18 protein-coding genes, 1 pseudogene and 1 riboswitch are annotated in these 19,152 nt (G+C 31.2%); of the genes and pseudogenes, 11 read left to right on the top strand and 8 right to left on the bottom strand.

All coding sequences use genetic code 11. From position 1 onward, the window contains the following. Positions 1–193: 193 nt before the first annotated feature. The 4 genes from JG554_RS08755 to graF all read right to left on the bottom strand — a co-directional run bounded on the left by JG554_RS08755 (position 194) and on the right by graF (position 3,883). Positions 194–1,000: an energy-coupling factor transporter transmembrane component T family protein gene (locus JG554_RS08755; protein WP_046207888.1), complete on the bottom strand. Its 807-nt coding sequence runs from the start codon at positions 998–1,000 to the stop codon at positions 194–196. Beyond that, entirely contained in the window at positions 993–2,414 is a 1,422-nt protein-coding gene (locus JG554_RS08750; RefSeq protein WP_046207887.1) for an ABC transporter ATP-binding protein, read from the bottom strand. Before JG554_RS08750 ends, JG554_RS08755 begins: the two co-directional genes overlap by 8 nt. A gap of 12 nt (positions 2,415–2,426) precedes the next feature. Continuing rightward, the gene (locus JG554_RS08745; protein ID WP_046207886.1) at positions 2,427–3,002 is read right to left on the bottom strand and encodes an ECF transporter S component; all 576 of its coding nucleotides are present in this window, start codon (positions 3,000–3,002) and stop codon (positions 2,427–2,429) included. Positions 3,003–3,077: 75 nt separating this feature from the next. Continuing rightward, positions 3,078–3,179: riboswitch (TPP riboswitch) on the bottom strand. Between the two features lie 569 nt (positions 3,180–3,748). Next, on the bottom strand, positions 3,749–3,883 hold the full coding sequence (gene graF / locus JG554_RS08740) for a glycopeptide resistance-associated protein GraF (protein WP_196296357.1): 135 nt from the start codon (positions 3,881–3,883) through the stop codon (positions 3,749–3,751). A gap of 237 nt (positions 3,884–4,120) precedes the next feature. Between graF and auxA the strand changes: the two genes are divergently transcribed. From auxA to ptsP, 5 genes are all read left to right on the top strand, one after another. Continuing rightward, positions 4,121–5,422 (top strand): lipoteichoic acid stability factor AuxA, encoded by a 1,302-nt coding sequence (gene auxA, locus JG554_RS08735; protein ID WP_046207885.1) that lies wholly within the window; start codon positions 4,121–4,123, stop codon positions 5,420–5,422. A gap of 210 nt (positions 5,423–5,632) precedes the next feature. Beyond that, positions 5,633–6,802, top strand: coding sequence for a class I SAM-dependent rRNA methyltransferase (locus tag JG554_RS08730; protein ID WP_046207884.1), 1,170 nt, complete (start codon positions 5,633–5,635; stop codon positions 6,800–6,802). A 58-nt stretch (positions 6,803–6,860) separates the two neighbouring features. After that, positions 6,861–7,403 (top strand): DUF697 domain-containing protein, encoded by a 543-nt coding sequence (locus tag JG554_RS08725; RefSeq protein ID WP_046207883.1) that lies wholly within the window; start codon positions 6,861–6,863, stop codon positions 7,401–7,403. A 165-nt stretch (positions 7,404–7,568) separates the two neighbouring features. Further along, on the top strand, positions 7,569–7,835 hold the full coding sequence (locus JG554_RS08720; RefSeq protein ID WP_019467646.1) for a phosphocarrier protein HPr: 267 nt from the start codon (positions 7,569–7,571) through the stop codon (positions 7,833–7,835). A 1-nt stretch (position 7,836) separates the two neighbouring features. After that, entirely contained in the window at positions 7,837–9,552 is a 1,716-nt protein-coding gene (gene ptsP / locus JG554_RS08715; RefSeq protein ID WP_070658340.1) for a phosphoenolpyruvate--protein phosphotransferase, read from the top strand. Positions 9,553–9,778: 226 nt separating this feature from the next. Here ptsP and JG554_RS08710 read toward each other — a convergent pair whose 3' ends face one another. After that, the gene (locus JG554_RS08710) at positions 9,779–10,018 is read right to left on the bottom strand and encodes a glutaredoxin family protein (RefSeq protein WP_070038015.1); all 240 of its coding nucleotides are present in this window, start codon (positions 10,016–10,018) and stop codon (positions 9,779–9,781) included. A gap of 200 nt (positions 10,019–10,218) precedes the next feature. On the opposite strand from JG554_RS08710, the gene JG554_RS08705 reads away from it, so the two are divergent. The 3 genes from JG554_RS08705 (at position 10,219) to JG554_RS08695 (ending at position 13,336) form a co-directional block, all read left to right on the top strand. After that, complete coding sequence (locus tag JG554_RS08705; protein ID WP_046207880.1) at positions 10,219–11,571, top strand: cytochrome ubiquinol oxidase subunit I; 1,353 nt, start codon at positions 10,219–10,221, stop codon at positions 11,569–11,571. Then, on the top strand, positions 11,571–12,587 hold the full coding sequence (locus tag JG554_RS08700; RefSeq protein ID WP_070038289.1) for a cytochrome d ubiquinol oxidase subunit II: 1,017 nt from the start codon (positions 11,571–11,573) through the stop codon (positions 12,585–12,587). Before JG554_RS08705 ends, JG554_RS08700 begins: the two co-directional genes overlap by 1 nt. An 89-nt stretch (positions 12,588–12,676) precedes the next feature. Further along, positions 12,677–13,336 (top strand): potassium channel family protein, encoded by a 660-nt coding sequence (locus JG554_RS08695; protein ID WP_019467854.1) that lies wholly within the window; start codon positions 12,677–12,679, stop codon positions 13,334–13,336. 228 nt (positions 13,337–13,564) lie between these two features. Here JG554_RS08695 and rnjA read toward each other — a convergent pair whose 3' ends face one another. Together rnjA and JG554_RS08685 are read right to left on the bottom strand one after the other, a co-directional pair. Further along, positions 13,565–15,436 (bottom strand): ribonuclease J1, encoded by a 1,872-nt coding sequence (rnjA, locus tag JG554_RS08690; RefSeq protein ID WP_064209105.1) that lies wholly within the window; start codon positions 15,434–15,436, stop codon positions 13,565–13,567. Continuing rightward, entirely contained in the window at positions 15,436–15,651 is a 216-nt protein-coding gene (locus JG554_RS08685) for a DNA-dependent RNA polymerase subunit epsilon (protein WP_046207878.1), read from the bottom strand. Before JG554_RS08685 ends, rnjA begins: the two co-directional genes overlap by 1 nt. Before the next feature lie 494 nt (positions 15,652–16,145). On the opposite strand from JG554_RS08685, the gene JG554_RS08680 reads away from it, so the two are divergent. Further along, on the top strand, positions 16,146–16,418 hold the full coding sequence (locus JG554_RS08680; protein WP_064209104.1) for a hypothetical protein: 273 nt from the start codon (positions 16,146–16,148) through the stop codon (positions 16,416–16,418). A 53-nt stretch (positions 16,419–16,471) separates the two neighbouring features. On the opposite strand, the gene def is transcribed toward JG554_RS08680, so the two are convergent. Beyond that, positions 16,472–17,023, bottom strand: coding sequence for a peptide deformylase (def, locus tag JG554_RS08675; protein WP_046207876.1), 552 nt, complete (start codon positions 17,021–17,023; stop codon positions 16,472–16,474). 122 nt (positions 17,024–17,145) lie between these two features. Here def and JG554_RS08670 point away from each other — a divergent pair. Both JG554_RS08670 and pdhA read left to right on the top strand, forming a co-directional pair. Then, positions 17,146–17,771 (top strand): annotated as a pseudogene (locus tag JG554_RS08670) (YkyA family protein). A gap of 265 nt (positions 17,772–18,036) precedes the next feature. Further along, entirely contained in the window at positions 18,037–19,149 is a 1,113-nt protein-coding gene (gene pdhA / locus JG554_RS08665) for a pyruvate dehydrogenase (acetyl-transferring) E1 component subunit alpha (RefSeq protein ID WP_046207874.1), read from the top strand. Positions 19,150–19,152 lie beyond the last annotated feature (3 nt).

The following is a 19,152-nucleotide window of genomic DNA, read 5'->3' as shown; positions in this document are numbered from 1 at the left end:
TCGTAATTTCTATTTAGAAGTGTATAGAAATTACGACTTTTTAAATTTTGAAACTGTATATCGTTAAAAGCTATGTGTTCACAGATCAATCTATGTAAATTGACATATAAAAAGATAAGACAAAGTGGTTTAGTTTTTGTCTTATCTTTTCTTAATTGGATAGTAATGAATTTTGGATATAATAAGGTAATCGTTAATATATATTTTTTATACGAACATCGTTTATACCTGTAATCGGTAAGTGAAGTGCTAAGAAATAAGCAACAACCAAAATGATGATAAAAACGATGATTAATAGAAAGTCTTTATACGAGAAAGGTGTATGATAATAGTAGGTGCGCGGACCATCTTTAAAACCTTTTTTCTCCATTGCAACAGCAAGTTGATGAGCTTTTCTAATGTTTTGGCTTAAAAGTGGAATCATAAGATGTTTGATTCTACTAAATAAATTATAATTTTGTTGAGAGATAATTTGATATCTCATTTTTAAAGACTTTCTAAGTTGAACTAAAGTGCTAATCATTAATGGTACCATTCTTATAGCAGCCATAAAAGCATAAGCAACTTTAGGCTTAACTTTTAAATGTTGCATTAGGCTGTAAAAGACCATTACAATTTCAGAAGTGAAAGCAATTAAAATACCGAAAAATGAAACGGTTGTTGTACGTAACGCTAAATGCAGCCCTCTAACTAAACTTTCAGTACTAATTTGAATAAATCCTAATTTAAACAATATATGAGTGCCTTCACCATAAAAAATCATGAATAAAGCTGAAATTAGGCTGAAAGTTATAGTAAAGAAAATAAAAGCAAATGTTATTTTAAATTTTATACCATTGAACATTAATAAAAACAGGAACATCAATAGACAAATATAAATCATAAAATCGAATTGATGTACAAATATAACAAAGAAAAACAAAAAAACAGCTAATGCTAACTTTGTAATGATATTCACATCATCCATGAAAGAGTAGTGTTTTTTCCACATTTCAAACATGATGCTCACCTGCTATCTCTAGAATTTGTTTTTGACTTACACACAATTTACGTGTTGGATAGCGTGCGATAATTTCAGGATCATGTGTAACCATAATAATTGTTTGGCCATCTCTAACGCGTTGTTGGAATAATTTAATTAAATTAAATGTATTATGACTATCTAAACCGAATGTTGGCTCATCTAATAAAATATATTCTGATGTAGAGCTTAAAGCTATAGCTACACTCAGTCTACGTTTCTGCCCGATTGACAGTTCATAAGGGTGTTGTGATTGAACATCTTCTAAATTTAACATTTTAAGCATTTGAATTGTTTTTTCTTCAGCTTCTGATATAGAAGGATAATTAGCTTTGTTTTGTATAAAAATTTCTTTGTAAACTGAATTCGCAATAAATTGAATTTCAGGATTTTGATATACAAGATACATATTTTTAGCAGCTTCTTTGATTTTAGTAAGCTTTTTGCCATCAAAAGACATTGTGCCTTCATATTTAATAAGTTGCATCATCGATTCTAATAAAGAAGTCTTGCCTGAGCCATTTGTACCGGTGATTGTAATCCATTCGCCACTAGTGATATTAAGTTTTGGTATATCGATAAGTGTCTTTTTACTTCTTTTTATAGTGCCTTGTTCAAAAAGAAATAGATGCTCATTGGCATATTGAATATTAGATTGCTGTAAATCTATAGGTAAAGGTGCTTCATCCCAAGCTTTTGGATGCCAAACGCCATATTCGGATAAAAGGTGTTCATAGTTGTTTAATATGTCAGCTGGTGAGGCATCACCAATAATAACACCATCATAGTTTAATAATATTACACGATCGATATGCTGCCATATATGTTCTACTTTATGTTCAACTATAATCACAGTTTGATCTTGCCATAACGCTTTAATCTTATTCCATAATTCTTCTGTTGATGTTACATCTAACATCGCGGTTGGTTCATCTAGAAATAAAGTATTAGCTTGTTGTAATAATGTTTCTGCAATTGCTAATTTTTGTTTCATACCGCCACTTAAATTATTGATATATTGGTCTTTATTGACGTTTAAATCAACAGACTCGAGTGCTGATTCAATCAATGCATCCATTTTATGTCGTGGCGTTTGTAAATTTTCAAGGACAAAGGCGAGTTCCTCATATACCTTTGGCATACAAAATTGGCTATCAGGTTCTTGAAAAATAACACCACAATCTTGATCAATCTCTAATTTATCGTATTTCATTGGCAAATCAATGAGATTTGGTACGATACCACTTAAAACATTCAATAACGTGCTTTTACCTGAACCAGAGGGACCAAGTATAAGCACCTTCTCTTTATCTTTAATTTCAAGTGATAAATTGTCGAATATTTTCTTTTGTCCATTTGGATATTTAAGACGTAGATTTTCAGTGACTATCAACTTTTATGCTCCTTATAAATTGTCATAATCTTTTTGTGTTGCAGGTCTGAATAATTTGGTTACGCCAGTTTGATCTAATATTTTCACAATATAGTAGGACAACAATCCAGCCACAACAATACCGCTAATCAATCTAAATACGATATAAAGTGTTAAGTTCCATCCTGCAATTTCTCCTAAATAACCATAAGCAAAATCAAGAGGAAGTGTCGCAACAGATGCTAAAAATCCTGCTAACATAGCTACCATTGCCGAACGTGATTTATATCTGAAAATAGCGAAAATAATCTCACATGCTAATCCTTGAAGTAATGCATAGACCATTGTTGGAATATCAAATCTTCCCATGACAATTGTTTCACCTGCACCAGCAGCAAATTCAGCTAAAATCGCAATACCAGCTTTTGGTATAATCAAATATGCAACAATTGCAGCCATAAACCATGCACCATATGTTAGTTCTTCAATATGAAGACCAGAAACTTGCACTGCCTTATATACTAAAGTCCAAATATTATAGACGATAGCAAACACAACAGCTATAAGTACGGTTACTAAAATTTCTGATAGTTTTAAACCTTTTGACATAAATTCTCCTCCAATAAAAAAACGCACAACCATCTAGAAGTTGCGCGTTAAATATAGGCATACGGATACCAAAAAACATATCACGATACACTTTCCTACGCTAGTTTAATCTAGATCAGGTTCAAAGGGTTTGAGGGTATACCTCATCTCAGTCACTAAACACCCCTAGTGCGAATATTAAATTTAATTTTAACTATAATGTATGACTTTTAATTAGTTATGTCAAGGTGTATTAGCGTTGAATTTGATATTTATGACTTCAATCACAACACATAACGTAAGGTTAAATATAGACTTTTTGTATAGTGCATTGGGTGATATGGCAGTGTGGTTTTGTTAATTAAAGTTTGTTTAATTCATCATTTTTAATGAAAAAGGGAATTGTCAAGTTCAGTTACATATCACAATAAATACATGATGTAGTGTAATTTATAAGAATGTGTTTTTAATTTTTGTTCAAATATATCATTGTTAAGATGTTGTTGTGTGCTTCATCCATTTATTCATATGTGTGTCAGAGTATAGTCTCGAATCATATTTTGAGTAAGAAGTATGAAAATCAAATGACATGATATTAAATAAAGGACTAAAACCATGTAAAAGTGGTTTTAGTCCTTTAGACTAATTATGAGATTGATGTTTCAGATTTTTTAATATTAACCTTGATAGAATGAACAAAAATTAAATGCTATTGTTCTCTTTTAATTTAAATTGTAATGTTCATATAGAAATCAAGCACATTTAGTTTAATCTAAAGTATCTTGAATATTTTTTTTCGTTTCTTCAGTACTATCTTCAGCAGATTCTTTTTTATCTTTCAATTTATCTTCAGCTTCTTTTGCTTTTTCAGCTGCTTTTTTATTTAATTCTTCTTTACTCATAGTTAAACACTCCTTCAATATTCAAATGACTTATGTTTTCAATATACCACTTTATTTGGAAACTAAACCACAAAGATCTAACTGTATATTACGTTAAATTTGAAATATTTGTTTAATCGATTATGTTTGGTGGAAACTTGACTGTACAACTATTTTCTATCATACTATAGACTTATTTATTGATTTATTAAAGACAAGAACTAAATGTTAATATATAATAACTTTGAGGTGAATGGTATGTCTTTTTTAAAGAAACACGCTGAGATATTATATAGTTATATAATAGGCATCGTTTCGCTCTTCACAGGTCTCATCATTTTAATAAATTTATCTATGGTCCATGACTTAAAGGATAAAGGTAAAATTGAATTACATATTCATAATGTTTGGGATTTTATAAATGCATTTTTTGCAGAAATCATAAGAGTCATGAGTAATTATATAGGGAATTTCCCTGTTATAAGTGCAGTATTAATTATTTTATTTGGTATTGCAGTCATCTTACTCGGATTCACGCTATTAAGAACAACAAGATATGATTATGATGTTTCAATCTTCTTCTTAGTGATAGGTATACTGTTCTTCATTATAACACTTATTTTAATGACACAAGTTTATAGCTTCTTTGCTATCATTTTTATTATCCCATTTGTAGTTCATATTGGGTATATTGTATATAAAGATGAACTAAATCCAAATCACAGAAAATATCATTATTTATTAATTATTTTCAGTTATGGGATAAGTTATTTAATTACGCAAATCGTATTATATGGAAGAATAGATAGTGACGAAATTATCCCTATTGATATTTTGAGTGTAAATACATTCTTTTTAATAATGTGGTTACTAGGTCAAATGTCAATTTGGAATTTCTTGTTTTTAAGAAGGGCACTTCCTTTAACAAAACAAGAATTAGGTGAAGAAGAACCTGAATTATCTAGAACAAGCAAAGGTACAGTTACAAACCAAACGAAAGAGCATTTGAAAAGTTTACAAGATAAGACAACTGAGTTTACTCGGAAAACACGTAGAAGTGTTGATATTCAAAAATTAAGAGATAAAAAAGACAAATTTATCGAAAAATGGAAGAATATTATTGATATACAAGAGGATGATATTCCAAATTGGATGAAAATTCCAAAATGGGTTAAATCAGCTTATGTAGAAATATTTTGTGGTGTTGTATTATTATTCTTTACAATTATAGAATTTAATAATAGAAATGCTTTATTTGTTTCAGGTAATTGGGAAATTTCTCAAACACAATATGTGATTGAATGGATTACCTTATTATTACTAATGCTGATTATTATTGCTTATATATTAACGACATTAACGAACTTCTTGAGAGATAAATTCTATTATCTGCAGTTGTTTATGGTTAGTATATTATTTTTCAAATTGTTAACAGAATTTATGAATATTATGGTTCATGGCCTACTATTGTCAATTTTCATTACGCCAATATTGTTTGTGATGTTAATCGCAGTAATTGTATCATTTATTATTAAATTGCGTGAACCTTCAAAAGATTAACAAGTAAATAAATTTTTAAAGGACTGGCTATAGCTAAATGCCAGTCCTTTTTGATTCATGATTGAAATAACACAAAAGATTAAAAACAATAATATAATGTTTGAATTGAGAAATCATTCAATTATAGATAAATGATGTTACGATATTTCTTGAGATGATAGAATAAGAAAGCATAAATTATAAAATTAGAAGAAAGGCTGACATATAATTATGAAAACTGCCGTATTAAATAAAGGTAAAGAAACGAAATATCTAAATGGATATCCATTAATCGATGATAATGACGTGTATGCGCATGACCATTTAAAAGAGGGCGATTTATTCTCGTTAGTAAATGATGAACAAACCTATATTGCAACTGCGTACGTCGGAAGGCAACATAAAGGACTTGGATGGGTATTGAGCTATGATGAAAATGAAGTGATTAATACTCAATTTTTTGAGAGACTTTTTGAAATCGCAATACAAGAAAGAGCGTATTTTTATAATATTGAAGGTACTAATGCTTTTAGAATATTTAATGGTGAAGGTGATGGTGTAGGTGGTCTAACTATTGATAATTATAACGGACACTTTTTAATACAATGGTATTCTAAAGGTATTTATAAATACCGTTATCAAATTTTAAATGCATTAAAAAATACCTTAGAATACAAATCTGTGTTTGAAAAAATGAGATTTAAAGATGCTCAAATAGCTGGAGGGTTTGTTGATGGGGAAGCACCAGAATTTCCTATTATAATCGAAGAAAATTTCACATTTTATAATGTGGATTTAAATGATGGCCCTATGACAGGTATTTTCTTGGATCAAAAAGAAGTACGAAAGAAATTAAGAGATCATTTTGCTGAGGATAGGTATTTGTTAAATGTGTTTAGTTATACTGGTGCTTTTTCAGTTGTCTCAGCAGAAAAGGCCAAAGTCACTACTAGCGTTGATTTAGCCAACAGATCACGCACATTAACAGAAGAAAATTTTGGCTTAAATGCAATTGATCCAAAGACACAATATATATTTGTAATGGATACCTTTGATTATTTTAATTACGCGCGCCGTCATGATTTACTTTATGACACAATCGTTATTGATCCACCTAGTTTTGCAAGAAATAAGAAAAAAACATTTTCAGTATTGAAAGATTACGATAAATTAATACTAGGTGCTTTGGAAGTACTTTCGCCAAATGGAACTTTATTATTGTGTACGAATAATAGTACATTTTCATTAAAAGCATTTAAAAAAATGATTAAAGATACATTGAATAATGCAGAAGTTGATTTTGAACTATCAGAGGTAATGGGATTACCAAAAGATTTTAAAACACATCCACACTATAAACCATCAAAATATTTGAAGGCTATTTTTGTAAATATACAGTAATTTCTGTGAAAGAGGGTAATATTTTTACAGTACAAGATTTTACCAAGGAGTGAATATCATGAGTTTTAAAAATAAAATAACTAATAATGTAACACAGAAAGTCGGAAATAAAGTTTTAAATATTGAAGATATAAAAAATAAAAGCGATATACCAACGACTAACATAGAATTAGATGAACGTCGTCAACGCGCTCAAGCTATAGTGAGAAAAAAATCAATGTTATCTTCAAGTGTTAGTATTGTACCAATACCAGGCCTTGACTTTGGTGTCGATATCAAGCTAATGAGAGATATTATAGAAGACGTTAATAAAATCTATGGTTTAGATCACAAACAAGTAAATTCAATGAGAGAAGATGTAAAAGAACGTATTTTTACAGCTGCTGCAATACAGGGTAGTCAATTTATAGGTAGAAAAGTATCTAATGCCATATTAAAAGTCGTTATTAGAGATGTTGCAAAACGTATGGCTGCTAAACAAACAAAATGGTTCCCACTTGTAGGGCAAGCTATTTCGGCTTCAATCAGTTATTACTTTATGAAAAAAATCGGTGATGATCATATTGAAAAATGTGAAAAGGTTGTTAAATCTTTAATGTAATGGTGGAGCGTTTTCATAAAAAGTAACAATATTCATTGAATATTGTCATATCATGGGTGCAACGAATTGAATTTATATGTATAATTTGGTAATGTTATTATATAAAACTATGCTAGGTTTTATAATAAACTAACGATTCTAACTATACGAAGGAGACATCATATTATGGAACAAAAATCATATGTAATTATTGACGAAACAGGTATTCATGCACGTCCAGCTACAATGCTTGTTCAAACTGCATCAAAATTTGATTCAGATATTCAATTAGAATATAACGGTAAAAAAGTTAACTTGAAATCAATCATGGGTGTTATGAGTTTAGGTGTAGGTAAAGATGCTGAAATTACAATCTATGCTGATGGTAGCGATGAAACAGATGCAATGGAAGCGATTACTGATATCTTATCTAAAGAAGGATTAACTAAATAATATGTCTAATTATATTAATGGCATTGCTGCTTCAGATGGTGTAGCAATTGCTAAAGCATATTTATTAGTTGAACCTGATCTTTCATACGATAGTGAGAAGATTCGAGATGTCGACGCAGAAATTGCTAAGTTTCAAAATGCTATTGAAACATCTAAAGTTGAATTAACAAAAATTAGAAATAATGCTGAAAAAAATCTTGGTGCTGATAAAGCCGCTATTTTTGATGCACATTTACTAGTCTTAGATGATCCAGAGTTAATTCAACCGATTGAAGATAAAATAAAAAATGAACAAGTTAACGCACCAACTGCGCTTTCTGATGTAACTGGACAATTCATTACTATTTTTGAAGCGATGGATAATGAATACATGAAAGAGCGCGCTGCAGATATTCGTGATGTGTCAAAACGCGTTTTAGCACATATATTGGGTGTGGAATTACCAAATCCTAGTATGATTGATGAAAGCGTTGTTATTATAGGTAATGATTTAACACCTTCTGATACTGCTCAATTAAACAAGGAATTTGTACAAGGTTTTGTTACAAATATTGGAGGTAGAACTTCTCACTCAGCAATTATGAGTCGCTCACTTGAAATTGCTGCAGTAGTAGGAACGAAATCAATCACGCAAGAAGTTAAACAAGGTGATATGATTATTGTTGATGGTTTAACTGGCGAAGTGATTATTGATCCTACAGAAGACGAAGTCATTGCATATCAAAACAAGCGTGAACGTTTCTTTGAAGATAAAAAGGAACTTCAAAAATTACGCGATGAAGAAACAACAACTGTTGATGGTGCTCATGCTGAACTCGCTGCTAATATCGGTACACCAAATGATTTGAAAGGTGTAATTGAAAATGGCGCTGAAGGTGTCGGATTATATCGTACTGAATTTTTATATATGGGTAGAGACGAAATGCCGACTGAAGATGAACAATTTGAAGCTTATAAAAAAGTACTTGAAACAATGGAAGATAAACGCGTTGTTGTTCGTACTTTAGATATTGGTGGAGATAAGGAACTCCCATATTTAAATTTACCAGAAGAAATGAATCCATTCTTAGGATACCGTGCGATTCGTTTATGTTTAGATCAACCTGACATTTTTAGACCACAATTGCGTGCTTTATTACGTGCGTCAGCTTATGGGAAATTAAATATTATGTTCCCAATGGTAGCGACAATTAAAGAATTCCGTGATGCGAAAGCATTGTTATTAGAGGAAAAAGAAAATTTAACAAATGAAGGTATTGAAGTATCTGATGATATAGAAGTTGGTATCATGGTAGAAATTCCTTCAACTGCAGCATTAGCAGATGTTTTTGCTAAAGAAGTAGATTTCTTCAGCATCGGAACGAATGATTTAATTCAATATACAATGGCCGCAGATCGTATGTCAGAGCGAGTATCTTACTTGTATCAACCATACAATCCAGCAATTTTACGTTTAGTACAACAAGTGATTGATGCTTCTCATAAAGAAGGCAAATGGACTGGAATGTGTGGAGAAATGGCCGGAGATGAAATTGCTATTCCATTACTATTGGGCCTAGGATTAGACGAATTCTCTATGAGTGCTACATCAATTCTTAAAGCACGTCGTCAAATTAAAGGATTAAGTAAAAATGAGATGGAAGAGTTAGCGCAAAAAGCGATTAACTGTGCTACTTCTGAAGAAGTACAAGATTTAGTAAGTAATTATGCGAAATAAAAAAAGCTGGTAATTCATTATATAATGGATTACCAGTTTTTTAGTTATATTGCGATTTATTTTAATACTAAGCAGATATACATATAACAGTGGATAAGGAGCATCTATCTACTTGCTCATTTTGTTTAATATAGCTGAAATTAGGTTATGGTTAGTTAAAACAACTAAAGTGATGAATTGCCTTATTAGCCTAGTTGATTTAGATTATTTTATAGAGTTGTGAAATTTAATGTGTTGTTTCAATATTTAAAACGTGGTTAATTTTATCCATATCAACTTGGTACATTGGTTCACCATTCAATAATATAAAGGGTGTTGCAAATGCATCATAATCAATCATTTCATTTCGATATTGCTGATTAGCAATGTTTTTTTCTATATATTTAAAACCTTTATCAGTTAAATAGTTTTTTATAAAGGTGCAAGGAGGACAATCATTTTGTGTGTAAATGATGATATCAGTCATTCAGCATCAATCCTTTCTACAAAGTCATTTTCTTTAATAGTAAGTGACTTTTAATTATAATTCAAGCTATAAAATTACATGTAATTGGTCATTAATTTGTCACTTAATTCTGAGTTTAACTAATTTTAAAACATAGCCATTGGGTTTATAATGAATGGACGTTGTGATTTTTGTCACAAATAAATTAAAAAGGTGATATTATGGATTCAGTTGAATTAGCTCGTTTTCTAACTGCAATGACACTTGCAGTGCATATCATATTTGCAACAATAGGTGTAGGTGTGCCGTTGATGTTTGCAGTTGCTGAGTTTTTAGGGATTAAAAAAAATGATTCCCATTATATAACGTTAGCCAAAAGATGGTCTAAAGGTTATACGATTACTGTGGCAGTGGGGGTTGTAACAGGTACGATTATAGGTTTACAACTGTCATTACTATGGCCAACATTTATGCAAATGGGTGGTCATGTGATCGCATTACCATTATTTATGGAAACATTTGCGTTTTTCTTTGAAGCGATTTTCTTAAGTATATACTTATATACTTGGGATAGATTTAAGGGTAAATGGACGCATTTTTTAATTAGTATACCAGTGATTATTGGAGGTTCTTTCTCTGCCTTCTTTATTACAGCGGTTAATTCATTTATGAATACACCGGCTGGTTTTGAAATTAAAAATGGTAAAATGATAAATGTTGAACCTTGGGTGGCAATGTTTAACGACTCATTTTTAATAAGATCTTTTCACGTTGTAACGACTGCTTTTATGACGATGGCTTTTGTACTAGCTGCCATTGCTGCATTCAAATTAGTGAAAAATAAGTTTAAAAAAGATGCAGAATATCATAAAAAAGCTTTAAAATTAACAATGATACTTGGCGTTGTCTTTACGTTAGGTTCTATGTTGGCAGGAGATTTATCTGCAAAATTTTTACATCAAGAACAACCAGAAAAATTAGCTGCGTATGAATGGCATTTTGATACGGAATCCAATGCTGATTTAGTGCTTTTTGGTTCTTTAAATGAAGAAACACAAGAAGTAACTGGTGCAATTAAAATTCCGAGTCTACTTAGCTTCTTGGCTGATAATAATGTTAATACTAAGGTGAAAGGCTTGGATGAATTTCCAAAAGAACTACATCCACCGATGATTGTCCATTATTATTTCGACTTAATGGTGTCGATGGGCGTGTTCTGTTTAATTGTTTCAGCTGCTTTTGTACTAACATTATGCTTTAAAAAATTACGAAAATTCACTTATTCCAAACCAATGCTATATGGCGCTTTATTAACTGGACCTGCAGCGATGTTGGCAATAGAATTTGGTTGGTTCTTAACGGAACAAGGTCGTCAACCTTGGATTGTGCGTGGTTATCTAAAAGTGGCTGAAGCTGCCACTCAAGCAGGTGGTTTAACGTTCGTAACAATATTATTTGGTATATTATATTTAATATTGATTGTTACTTCTTCTTATGTACTAATAAGGATGTTTAAAAATAAACCAGCATATAAAGAATTTGAAGTAACTTCATCGGAAAGAGGTGATGCATGATGATATTCGCATATATAGGTATCACAGTACTATGGATATTCTTATTTTGTTATATTATTGTTGCATCAATTGATTTTGGTGCTGGTTTCTTTACGTTACATGCTAAATTGACAAAACAAGATAAAAAAATAAACCATTTGATTGCACGTTACCTTAATCCGGTTTGGGAAGTAACGAATGTTTTCTTCGTATTCTTCTTCGTAGGAATGGTTGGGTTTTTCCCAGATTCCGCGATGTATTTTGGTACAGTGTTGCTTTTACCAGCATCAATTGCGTTGATATTGTTGTCCATAAGAGGTGGCTTTTATGCTTTTGAAAACTATGGACCAGACACAAAACTACCATGGCTTGCACTTTATGGTTTAGCAGGATTATTCATACCAGCTGCATTAGCCACTACATTAACGATTTCTGAGGGTGGTTATATTACCGGTTCAAGCAACCATTTAGATTTAAATTGGTTTGAATTATTGTTAAGTCCATATTCATGGTCAGTTGTATTTCTTGCAATCATATCTGTACTTTATATTTCATCTGGATTTTTAACTTATTATGCTTCTAAAGCGAATGATAAACCAGCTTATGATTTATTAAGATACTGGTTCTTATTTTGGGGACCACCAATGATCGCTATTTCATTATTTGTATTCTTATCGTTAAGATTGCAAAATGAAACGCATTTCTATACAGCGGTATTTGATTATTGGTGGATGTTTGCACTCAGCTTTTTATGTTTTGCTGGTACAATGTTACTCACATTGATGAAAAAATGGCATGGTTTTGCATTTGTCTTAGTTATTTTACAAATGGCTTTTGCGTTCTTCGGTTATGGTGTAAGTAAGTTACCATACATTTTATATCCATATATTCGTATAGATGAACATGTTGTGAATAGTGGGATGGCTATTGCTTTAATCATCGCATTTATTTTAGGTTTACTTTTACTAATTCCATCGCTAATATTATTATTGAAATTATTTGTTTTTGATAAAAAATATGTTGAAGGTAAAAAATAGACGAATATACTTAAATATAGTAGCGATGTTTATTGTTTAAGCTACGGATATTTGATATATTTCAATTATCTTATTTTTGGAGGACGCATATGGATAAAGAATATGTGGTTATAGGTTTAGGTCGTTTTGGCGGTAGTATTGTTAGAGAATTAAATGCTTTAGATATGGATGTTATGGCGATTGATATGGATGAAGCGCGTGTGAATGAATATAGTGATATTGCCACACATGCGGTAATTGCTGACACAACTGACGAAGCTGTGATGAAAAGTTTAGGCATTAGAAATTTTGATCACGTAATTGTTGCAATTGGTGAAAATATTCAATCGAGTACGTTAACGACTTTAATTTTAAAAGAGTTAGGTGTTAAGAAAGTAACGGCAAAAGCTCAAAATGATTATCATGCAAAAATTTTAAATAAAATTGGTGCAGATACCGTTGTTCATCCTGAAAGAGATATGGGTAGGAGAATTGCACATAATGTAGCTAGTGCTAGTGTTTTAGATTATTTAGAACTAGCAGATGAACACTCAATAGTAGAAATTAAAGTTAGTGAAAAAATGGCAGGACAAACCATTATAGAATTAGATATTAGAGCGCAATATGGTATAAGTATTATTGCCATTAAAAGAGGTAGAGACATTATCGTATCTCCAGACCCAAACATAAATATTGAAATTGGGGATATTTTAATTATGATTGGTCATGATAATGACTTAAACCGATTTGAAAAAAAGGTAGTAAGATAAAAATTAATATATGAACTAACGTAGAAGAGGTGGAACAGAACAGTGAGTGATGTCCCACACTCTTCTTTTTTGTGTAAAGTGTATTCTTTAAGGGATTTTGATATTTGTGAATAGACAAGTTATACGAAGGTTCAAACTTAACTTTTAATTAATGTACTCAGTCAAAATAGCAAGTGTTTAATGTAAAAATGCCTCATCCATTACAAATGGATGAGGCATTGAGTTTGATTATGATTTTGTTGATTGGTCCGTTTGGTTACCATCATTTTTTTGTTTTTGTTTTGCTTTCTGAGCGATGTTTTTATTATCTTTGTTGTTAGTATCTTTTGTATTTTTGTTTTGAGATTTACTATTGTGTTTTTTTGAATTGTCTTTTTTCTGATTTGGTTTATTTTGTGTTTTTTTATTTTGAGAAGATGTATTATCTTCATTTACCTTCATGATCACTGGTAAAATCATTGGTTTACGTGCAGTTTTTTCAAATAAATACGGCTGTAGTGTTTCAATGATTGATGATTTAATTTGATGCCATTGTATTTCTGGATTTTGATTCAGTTTAGAAATAACATCTGTTTTGATTTTTCTTTGGGCATCATAAATTAATTGACCAGATTCACGCATATAAACAAAACCACGAGAAATGATGTCAGGACCAGATAGTAATTTGTTCGTTTTAAAGTCTATACTAACAACGACGATGACTAGGCCTTCTTCTGACAATAGTTTTCTATCTCGGATAACTACGTTTCCGATATCTCCAATACCGCTACCATCCACTAAAACATTGCCAGATGGTATTCTTCCAGCTTTTCTAGCTGAATTATGTGTTAAAGCTAAAACATCACCGATGTCAAAGATAAACACGTTGTCTGGTTCCACACCACATTCAATTCCTGATTGGCCATGTGCTTTTAACATGCGATATTCACCATGAATTGGGAGGAAGAATTTTGGACGTAACAAGCGTAACATTAATTGTTGATCGCCTTTAGATCCGTGACCAGATGTGTGAATATTTGATACCTTATTGTGTATGACTTCAGCACCTGCTCGGTATAATGCATTTATAGTGCGGTTAATACTTTTAGTATTACCTGGAATAGGTGAAGAACTAAATACTACAGTGTCTTCTGGAATAATTTTAATTTGTTTGTGTGTACCATTAGCAATTCTTGATAGAGCCGCCATTGGTTCACCTTGTGACCCAGTACATAAAATTAGTAATTCATGTTTAGGCACACTATTAATTTTATTTGGTTCTATAAAAGTTTCAGGTGGTGCTTTAATATAACCGAGTTCCATACCAATTTTAATATTGTTTTCCATTGAGCGACCAAAAGTTACAATTTTACGATTGTGTTTAATTGCAGCTTCAACAGCTTGTTGAACACGATAGATATTAGATGCAAAAGTAGCAAAGATGATTCTACCGCTACAATTACGGAATATCTTTTCAACATTTTGGCCAACTTCACGCTCACTCAATGTAAAGTCAGGAACTAATGAATTGGTAGAGTCTGAAAGTAAACAAAGGACACCTTCTTCTCCAAGTTTTGCCATCTTCGCAATATTTGCTGGTTCACCAACTGGCGTAAAGTCAAATTTGAAATCACCAGTATGAACAATATTGCCTTCTGGAGTATTAACGATAACACCATATGATTCTGGGATACTATGTGTTGTTAAATAGAATGAAACTTCGAAATGTTTAGATTTAATAACAGAGCTTTCTTCGATTTCAACAAGTTCTGTTGTTCTTAACAAGTGATGTTCTTCTAATTTATTTCTGATTAAACCTAAAGCTAATGGTCCACCATATATAGGCACGTTTATTTGTTTTAATAGGTAGGGCACACCACCTATATGGTCTTCGTGGCCGTGTGTTATGAACAGACCAACTATTTTGTCTTGATTCTGTTCTAAATAAGTAATGTCAGGAATCACGTAATCAATTCCTAATAAATTATCATCAGGGAATTTGATACCTGCATCTATAATTACGATTTCATCCTGATATTCTACGGCATAAGTGTTTTTTCCGATTTCACCTAAGCCACCAAGGGCATATACCGCAACTTCATTTTTATGAATTTGTTTCATTACTCAGCTTGCTCCACATTAAAATGATCTGATTGTTTTTCATATTCTAAATGTGCGCCCTCAAGTTTAGTAATAAACTCGATATTGTAATTACGGTCTTTCAAATATCTTCTTACTTGTTCTTCTGATTGAGCTTCAACATAAATTGTTTGTGTGTGTTCTCTTACGACTACTTCATCTTTGTTATGTTGAAAAAATACTTTAAATACTGCCATTATATCTATTTCCTCCTAAGTTTTGGTTAGATTATTTATATAAACCCTGAAATGTATAATATTTTGTGAGTTTCTCAATTTTAAATAAAATAAATTTCACTAAAAGTGAATTGAAACTACGTTTTATATAAAGAGAACATACGAGCAGTTGCCCAGTATGTTTCTAGGGTCATTTTAAATTCGTTCGTATAGAAAAATACAAATAGAACATATTCGTATGTTTTCAGTTATTTCTCATTTTACATGATGTAGTAGAATAAATAAAGCAGTTTTATTTTCTGCTAAAGCTTAATATGTAGAAAAAAGTGATTCACTTTATAAAAGGTATTTAACTAAGTAAATTTAGGCTACATATATTCAAATATTAAATGAATCATCATATAGCTTGAGTCAATAATAAAAATTAATTATGATTAAAAGGAAATATAATAATTAATAATTTAAAATAGAAAGTAATAGTAGAAAGTAATAAAGACGAGATGAGGATGATTGATATGGATAAAGTGAAGCGTATTGTTGAAGATATTAAAAGTGAGAAACAACGAACTGACAAGGTCTTTCAAGATATTACATTTGAAATACGTGCGGAACAAGTTATCATGTTTTTCAATTATAATGAAATCATTGACACTGTAAATGAAGATCAAAATTATGTGAAACACAATCATGACCCTGTATTTATTGATATTCAAGAATTAAATGCTTTGAAAAAAGAGTTACAAGAGCTCAATATTATATACCATGAAAGAAGAGACGACTTTATGTAAAAAGAACTGTTAGTAAGCGTACGCGATTGGCACGTTTACTAACAGTTCTTTTTTTATACTTCTACTGCATCTTCATGAGGTTGCAATGGATGTTCTGAATCTATGTGATCATAAAACATGATGCCATTAATATGATCTATTTCATGTTGAACTACAACGGCTGGATAACCCTTTAAACGTAATTTGACATCGTTACCATCTATATCTTTTGCTTTAACAGTAACTCTATATTTACGGTGTACTAGGCCTGGTATATTTTCGTCTACGCTTAAGCACCCTTCACCAGTAGGTAGATAAGCTTCTTGAATGCTATGACTCATAATTTTAGGATTCACTAACATCAAGTCATAACTTTTACCTTCGCCATCATCCGGTAAATAAACCGCAATCATTTTTTTAGAAATATTAATCTGTGGCGCTGCAAGTCCGACACCAGAACGAAGACCATATTTATTAGCAGTTTCTTCATCTTGACTATTTATTAAAAATGTTCTCATAGCTTTTAATGTTTCTCTATCTTCATTTGATAATGGAACCTCGACATCTTTAGCTTTTTCGCGTAGCGTAGGATGTCCATCTCGAATTATATCTTTCATTGTTAACATTTGTTCATACACCTTCCTTAATATAAAATATACCAAAGATTACCAAATAAAATACAGTAATTCATTTGATTTATTAAAATTTATTATATAATATAGCACACGAAAAAGGAGGATTTTTCAAAATGAAATTTAAATATGGTATTGGTGCCATACTAGCTTCCACAGTACTTATAGCTGGATGTACAACGGATAAAGGTGAGATTAAAGATTACAATGAAAAGATACAACAAGCATTTGATGAAGAAAAGCCTGTTTCTTCAGTAGGCAAAAAACTTAACGAACTAGAGCAAGAAAATCAAAAACTTGTGAAAAAAATCAATGGTAAAGACCAACAAGAAGCAAAACAAACTTCTGAAAAAATTGTAGATAATGTTGAGAAAAGAAAAAAAGAATTTAAAAAAGAAGAAAATGCTTTAGAAAATTCAGAAGAAGCGTTTAAAAAAGCTCAAAAACATTTAGATAATATTAGTGACAAAGATAAGAAAAAGAAGTGAAAGAGTTAAATGATGCTTTGAAAGATAAATATAAGGCACATGATAACTATTCAAATTCATATAAAAATATTATGAATAAAGAAAAAGATTTATTTGAATATGGCTCACGTGATCAAGCTAATCAAGAAGAAATGAATAAAAAAACAGAAGCTGTATCCAAATCATATAAAACTATGGACAAATCATTTAATAAATACAAAGACGCAATGGAAAAAGTAAATAAAGAAAAACAAGATGTTGATAATTTAAATTAACATGAAAATGCTATTAATTTGAAATTTAATGTAAATAACTATAGCATTATAAATGAGGCCGCTTACATTCATTTGAACATTGACGCTTTGAAACTTGAGAATAATATAGTACAGCAAGTTTGAAATTAGTGATACAGTTTTAAAACTGTACCTATTTACTGTATTACAGAACTTTTCATATTTGTTTAACAGTGAAACAGTTTTGTGATACAATGTTAAAGGATAAAATGAATTTCTATTATACGGGAAAGGTATGGTGAATTGAATGGCTCCGAAATTAAAAGCCCAATTCGATGCAGAGAAAGTATTGAAAGATACTGAATCTCAATTTGAAATGATCCAAATTTTGGATGAAGACGGTAATATCGTTAATGAAGATCTAGTACCTGATTTATCAGACGAGCAATTAGTAGAATTAATGGAAAGAATGGTTTGGACACGTATTCTTGATCAACGTTCTATTTCTTTAAATAGACAAGGGAGATTAGGATTCTATGCACCTACTGCTGGACAAGAAGCTTCACAATTAGCTTCACAATACGCATTAGAGCAAGAAGACTTTATTCTTCCTGGTTATCGTGACGTACCACAATTAATTTGGCAAGGTTTGCCATTAACTGAAGCGTTTTTATTCTCTAGAGGCCACTTCAAAGGAAATAGAATGCCTGAGGGTGTTAATGCACTAAGCCCACAAATTATTATCGGTGCACAATACGTACAAACTGCTGGTGTTGCACTTGGACTTAAAAAACGTGGGAAACAAGCTGTAGCAATCACGTATACTGGTGATGGTGGTTCTTCACAAGGTGATTTCTATGAAGGTATTAACTTCGCTTCAGCTTACAAAGCGCCAGCAATTTTTGTGATTCAAAATAATAACTATGCGATTTCTACGCCACGTAGTAAACAAACAGCTGCTGAAACATTAGCTCAAAAAGCGATTTCAGTAGGTATTCCTGGCATACAAGTAGATGGAATGGATGCACTTGCAGTATATCAAGCAACTAAAGAAGCGCGTGATCGTGCTGTGAACGGTGAGGGTCCAACACTTATTGAAACAATTACTTATCGTTATGGTCCACATACAATGGCTGGTGACGATCCAACGAAATACAGAACTTCAGACGAAGATTCTGAATGGGAGAAAAAAGATCCGTTAGTTCGTTTTAGAAAACATCTAGAAAATAAAGGTCTATGGACTGAAGAGAAAGAAAACGAAGTAATCGATCGTGCGAAAGCTGAAATTAAAACTGCTATTAAAGAAGCGGATAATACAGAAAAACAAACAGTTACAGACTTAATGGAAAATATGTATGAAGAAATGCCTCAACATTTAGCAGAACAATATGAAATCTACAAAGAGAAGGAGTCGAAGTAACCG

Source organism: Staphylococcus sp. 11-B-312, from assembly GCF_016743055.1.
GTDB classification, from domain to species: Bacteria; Bacillota; Bacilli; order Staphylococcales; family Staphylococcaceae; genus Staphylococcus; species Staphylococcus ureilyticus.
This window is presented reverse-complemented; position numbering and strand designations above follow the sequence as displayed.

What these genes read in the sequence shown, in the direction of transcription:
- JG554_RS08755 (WP_046207888.1), bottom strand. Translation starts at nt 1,000, where the DNA reads ATGTTTGAAATGTGGAAAAAACACTACTCTTTCATGGATGATGTGAAT.
- JG554_RS08745 (WP_046207886.1), bottom strand. Translation starts at nt 3,002, where the DNA reads ATGTCAAAAGGTTTAAAACTATCAGAAATTTTAGTAACCGTACTTATA.
- graF (WP_196296357.1), bottom strand. Translation starts at nt 3,883, where the DNA reads ATGAGTAAAGAAGAATTAAATAAAAAAGCAGCTGAAAAAGCAAAAGAA.
- auxA (WP_046207885.1), top strand. Translation starts at nt 4,121, where the DNA reads ATGTCTTTTTTAAAGAAACACGCTGAGATATTATATAGTTATATAATA.
- JG554_RS08730 (WP_046207884.1), top strand. Translation starts at nt 5,633, where the DNA reads ATGAAAACTGCCGTATTAAATAAAGGTAAAGAAACGAAATATCTAAAT.
- JG554_RS08725 (WP_046207883.1), top strand. Translation starts at nt 6,861, where the DNA reads ATGAGTTTTAAAAATAAAATAACTAATAATGTAACACAGAAAGTCGGA.
- JG554_RS08720 (WP_019467646.1), top strand. Translation starts at nt 7,569, where the DNA reads ATGGAACAAAAATCATATGTAATTATTGACGAAACAGGTATTCATGCA.
- ptsP (WP_070658340.1), top strand. Translation starts at nt 7,837, where the DNA reads ATGTCTAATTATATTAATGGCATTGCTGCTTCAGATGGTGTAGCAATT.
- JG554_RS08710 (WP_070038015.1), bottom strand. Translation starts at nt 10,018, where the DNA reads ATGACTGATATCATCATTTACACACAAAATGATTGTCCTCCTTGCACC.
- JG554_RS08705 (WP_046207880.1), top strand. Translation starts at nt 10,219, where the DNA reads ATGGATTCAGTTGAATTAGCTCGTTTTCTAACTGCAATGACACTTGCA.
- JG554_RS08700 (WP_070038289.1), top strand. Translation starts at nt 11,571, where the DNA reads ATGATATTCGCATATATAGGTATCACAGTACTATGGATATTCTTATTT.
- JG554_RS08695 (WP_019467854.1), top strand. Translation starts at nt 12,677, where the DNA reads ATGGATAAAGAATATGTGGTTATAGGTTTAGGTCGTTTTGGCGGTAGT.
- rnjA (WP_064209105.1), bottom strand. Translation starts at nt 15,436, where the DNA reads ATGAAACAAATTCATAAAAATGAAGTTGCGGTATATGCCCTTGGTGGC.
- JG554_RS08685 (WP_046207878.1), bottom strand. Translation starts at nt 15,651, where the DNA reads ATGGCAGTATTTAAAGTATTTTTTCAACATAACAAAGATGAAGTAGTC.
- JG554_RS08680 (WP_064209104.1), top strand. Translation starts at nt 16,146, where the DNA reads ATGGATAAAGTGAAGCGTATTGTTGAAGATATTAAAAGTGAGAAACAA.
- def (WP_046207876.1), bottom strand. Translation starts at nt 17,023, where the DNA reads ATGTTAACAATGAAAGATATAATTCGAGATGGACATCCTACGCTACGC.
- pdhA (WP_046207874.1), top strand. Translation starts at nt 18,037, where the DNA reads ATGGCTCCGAAATTAAAAGCCCAATTCGATGCAGAGAAAGTATTGAAA.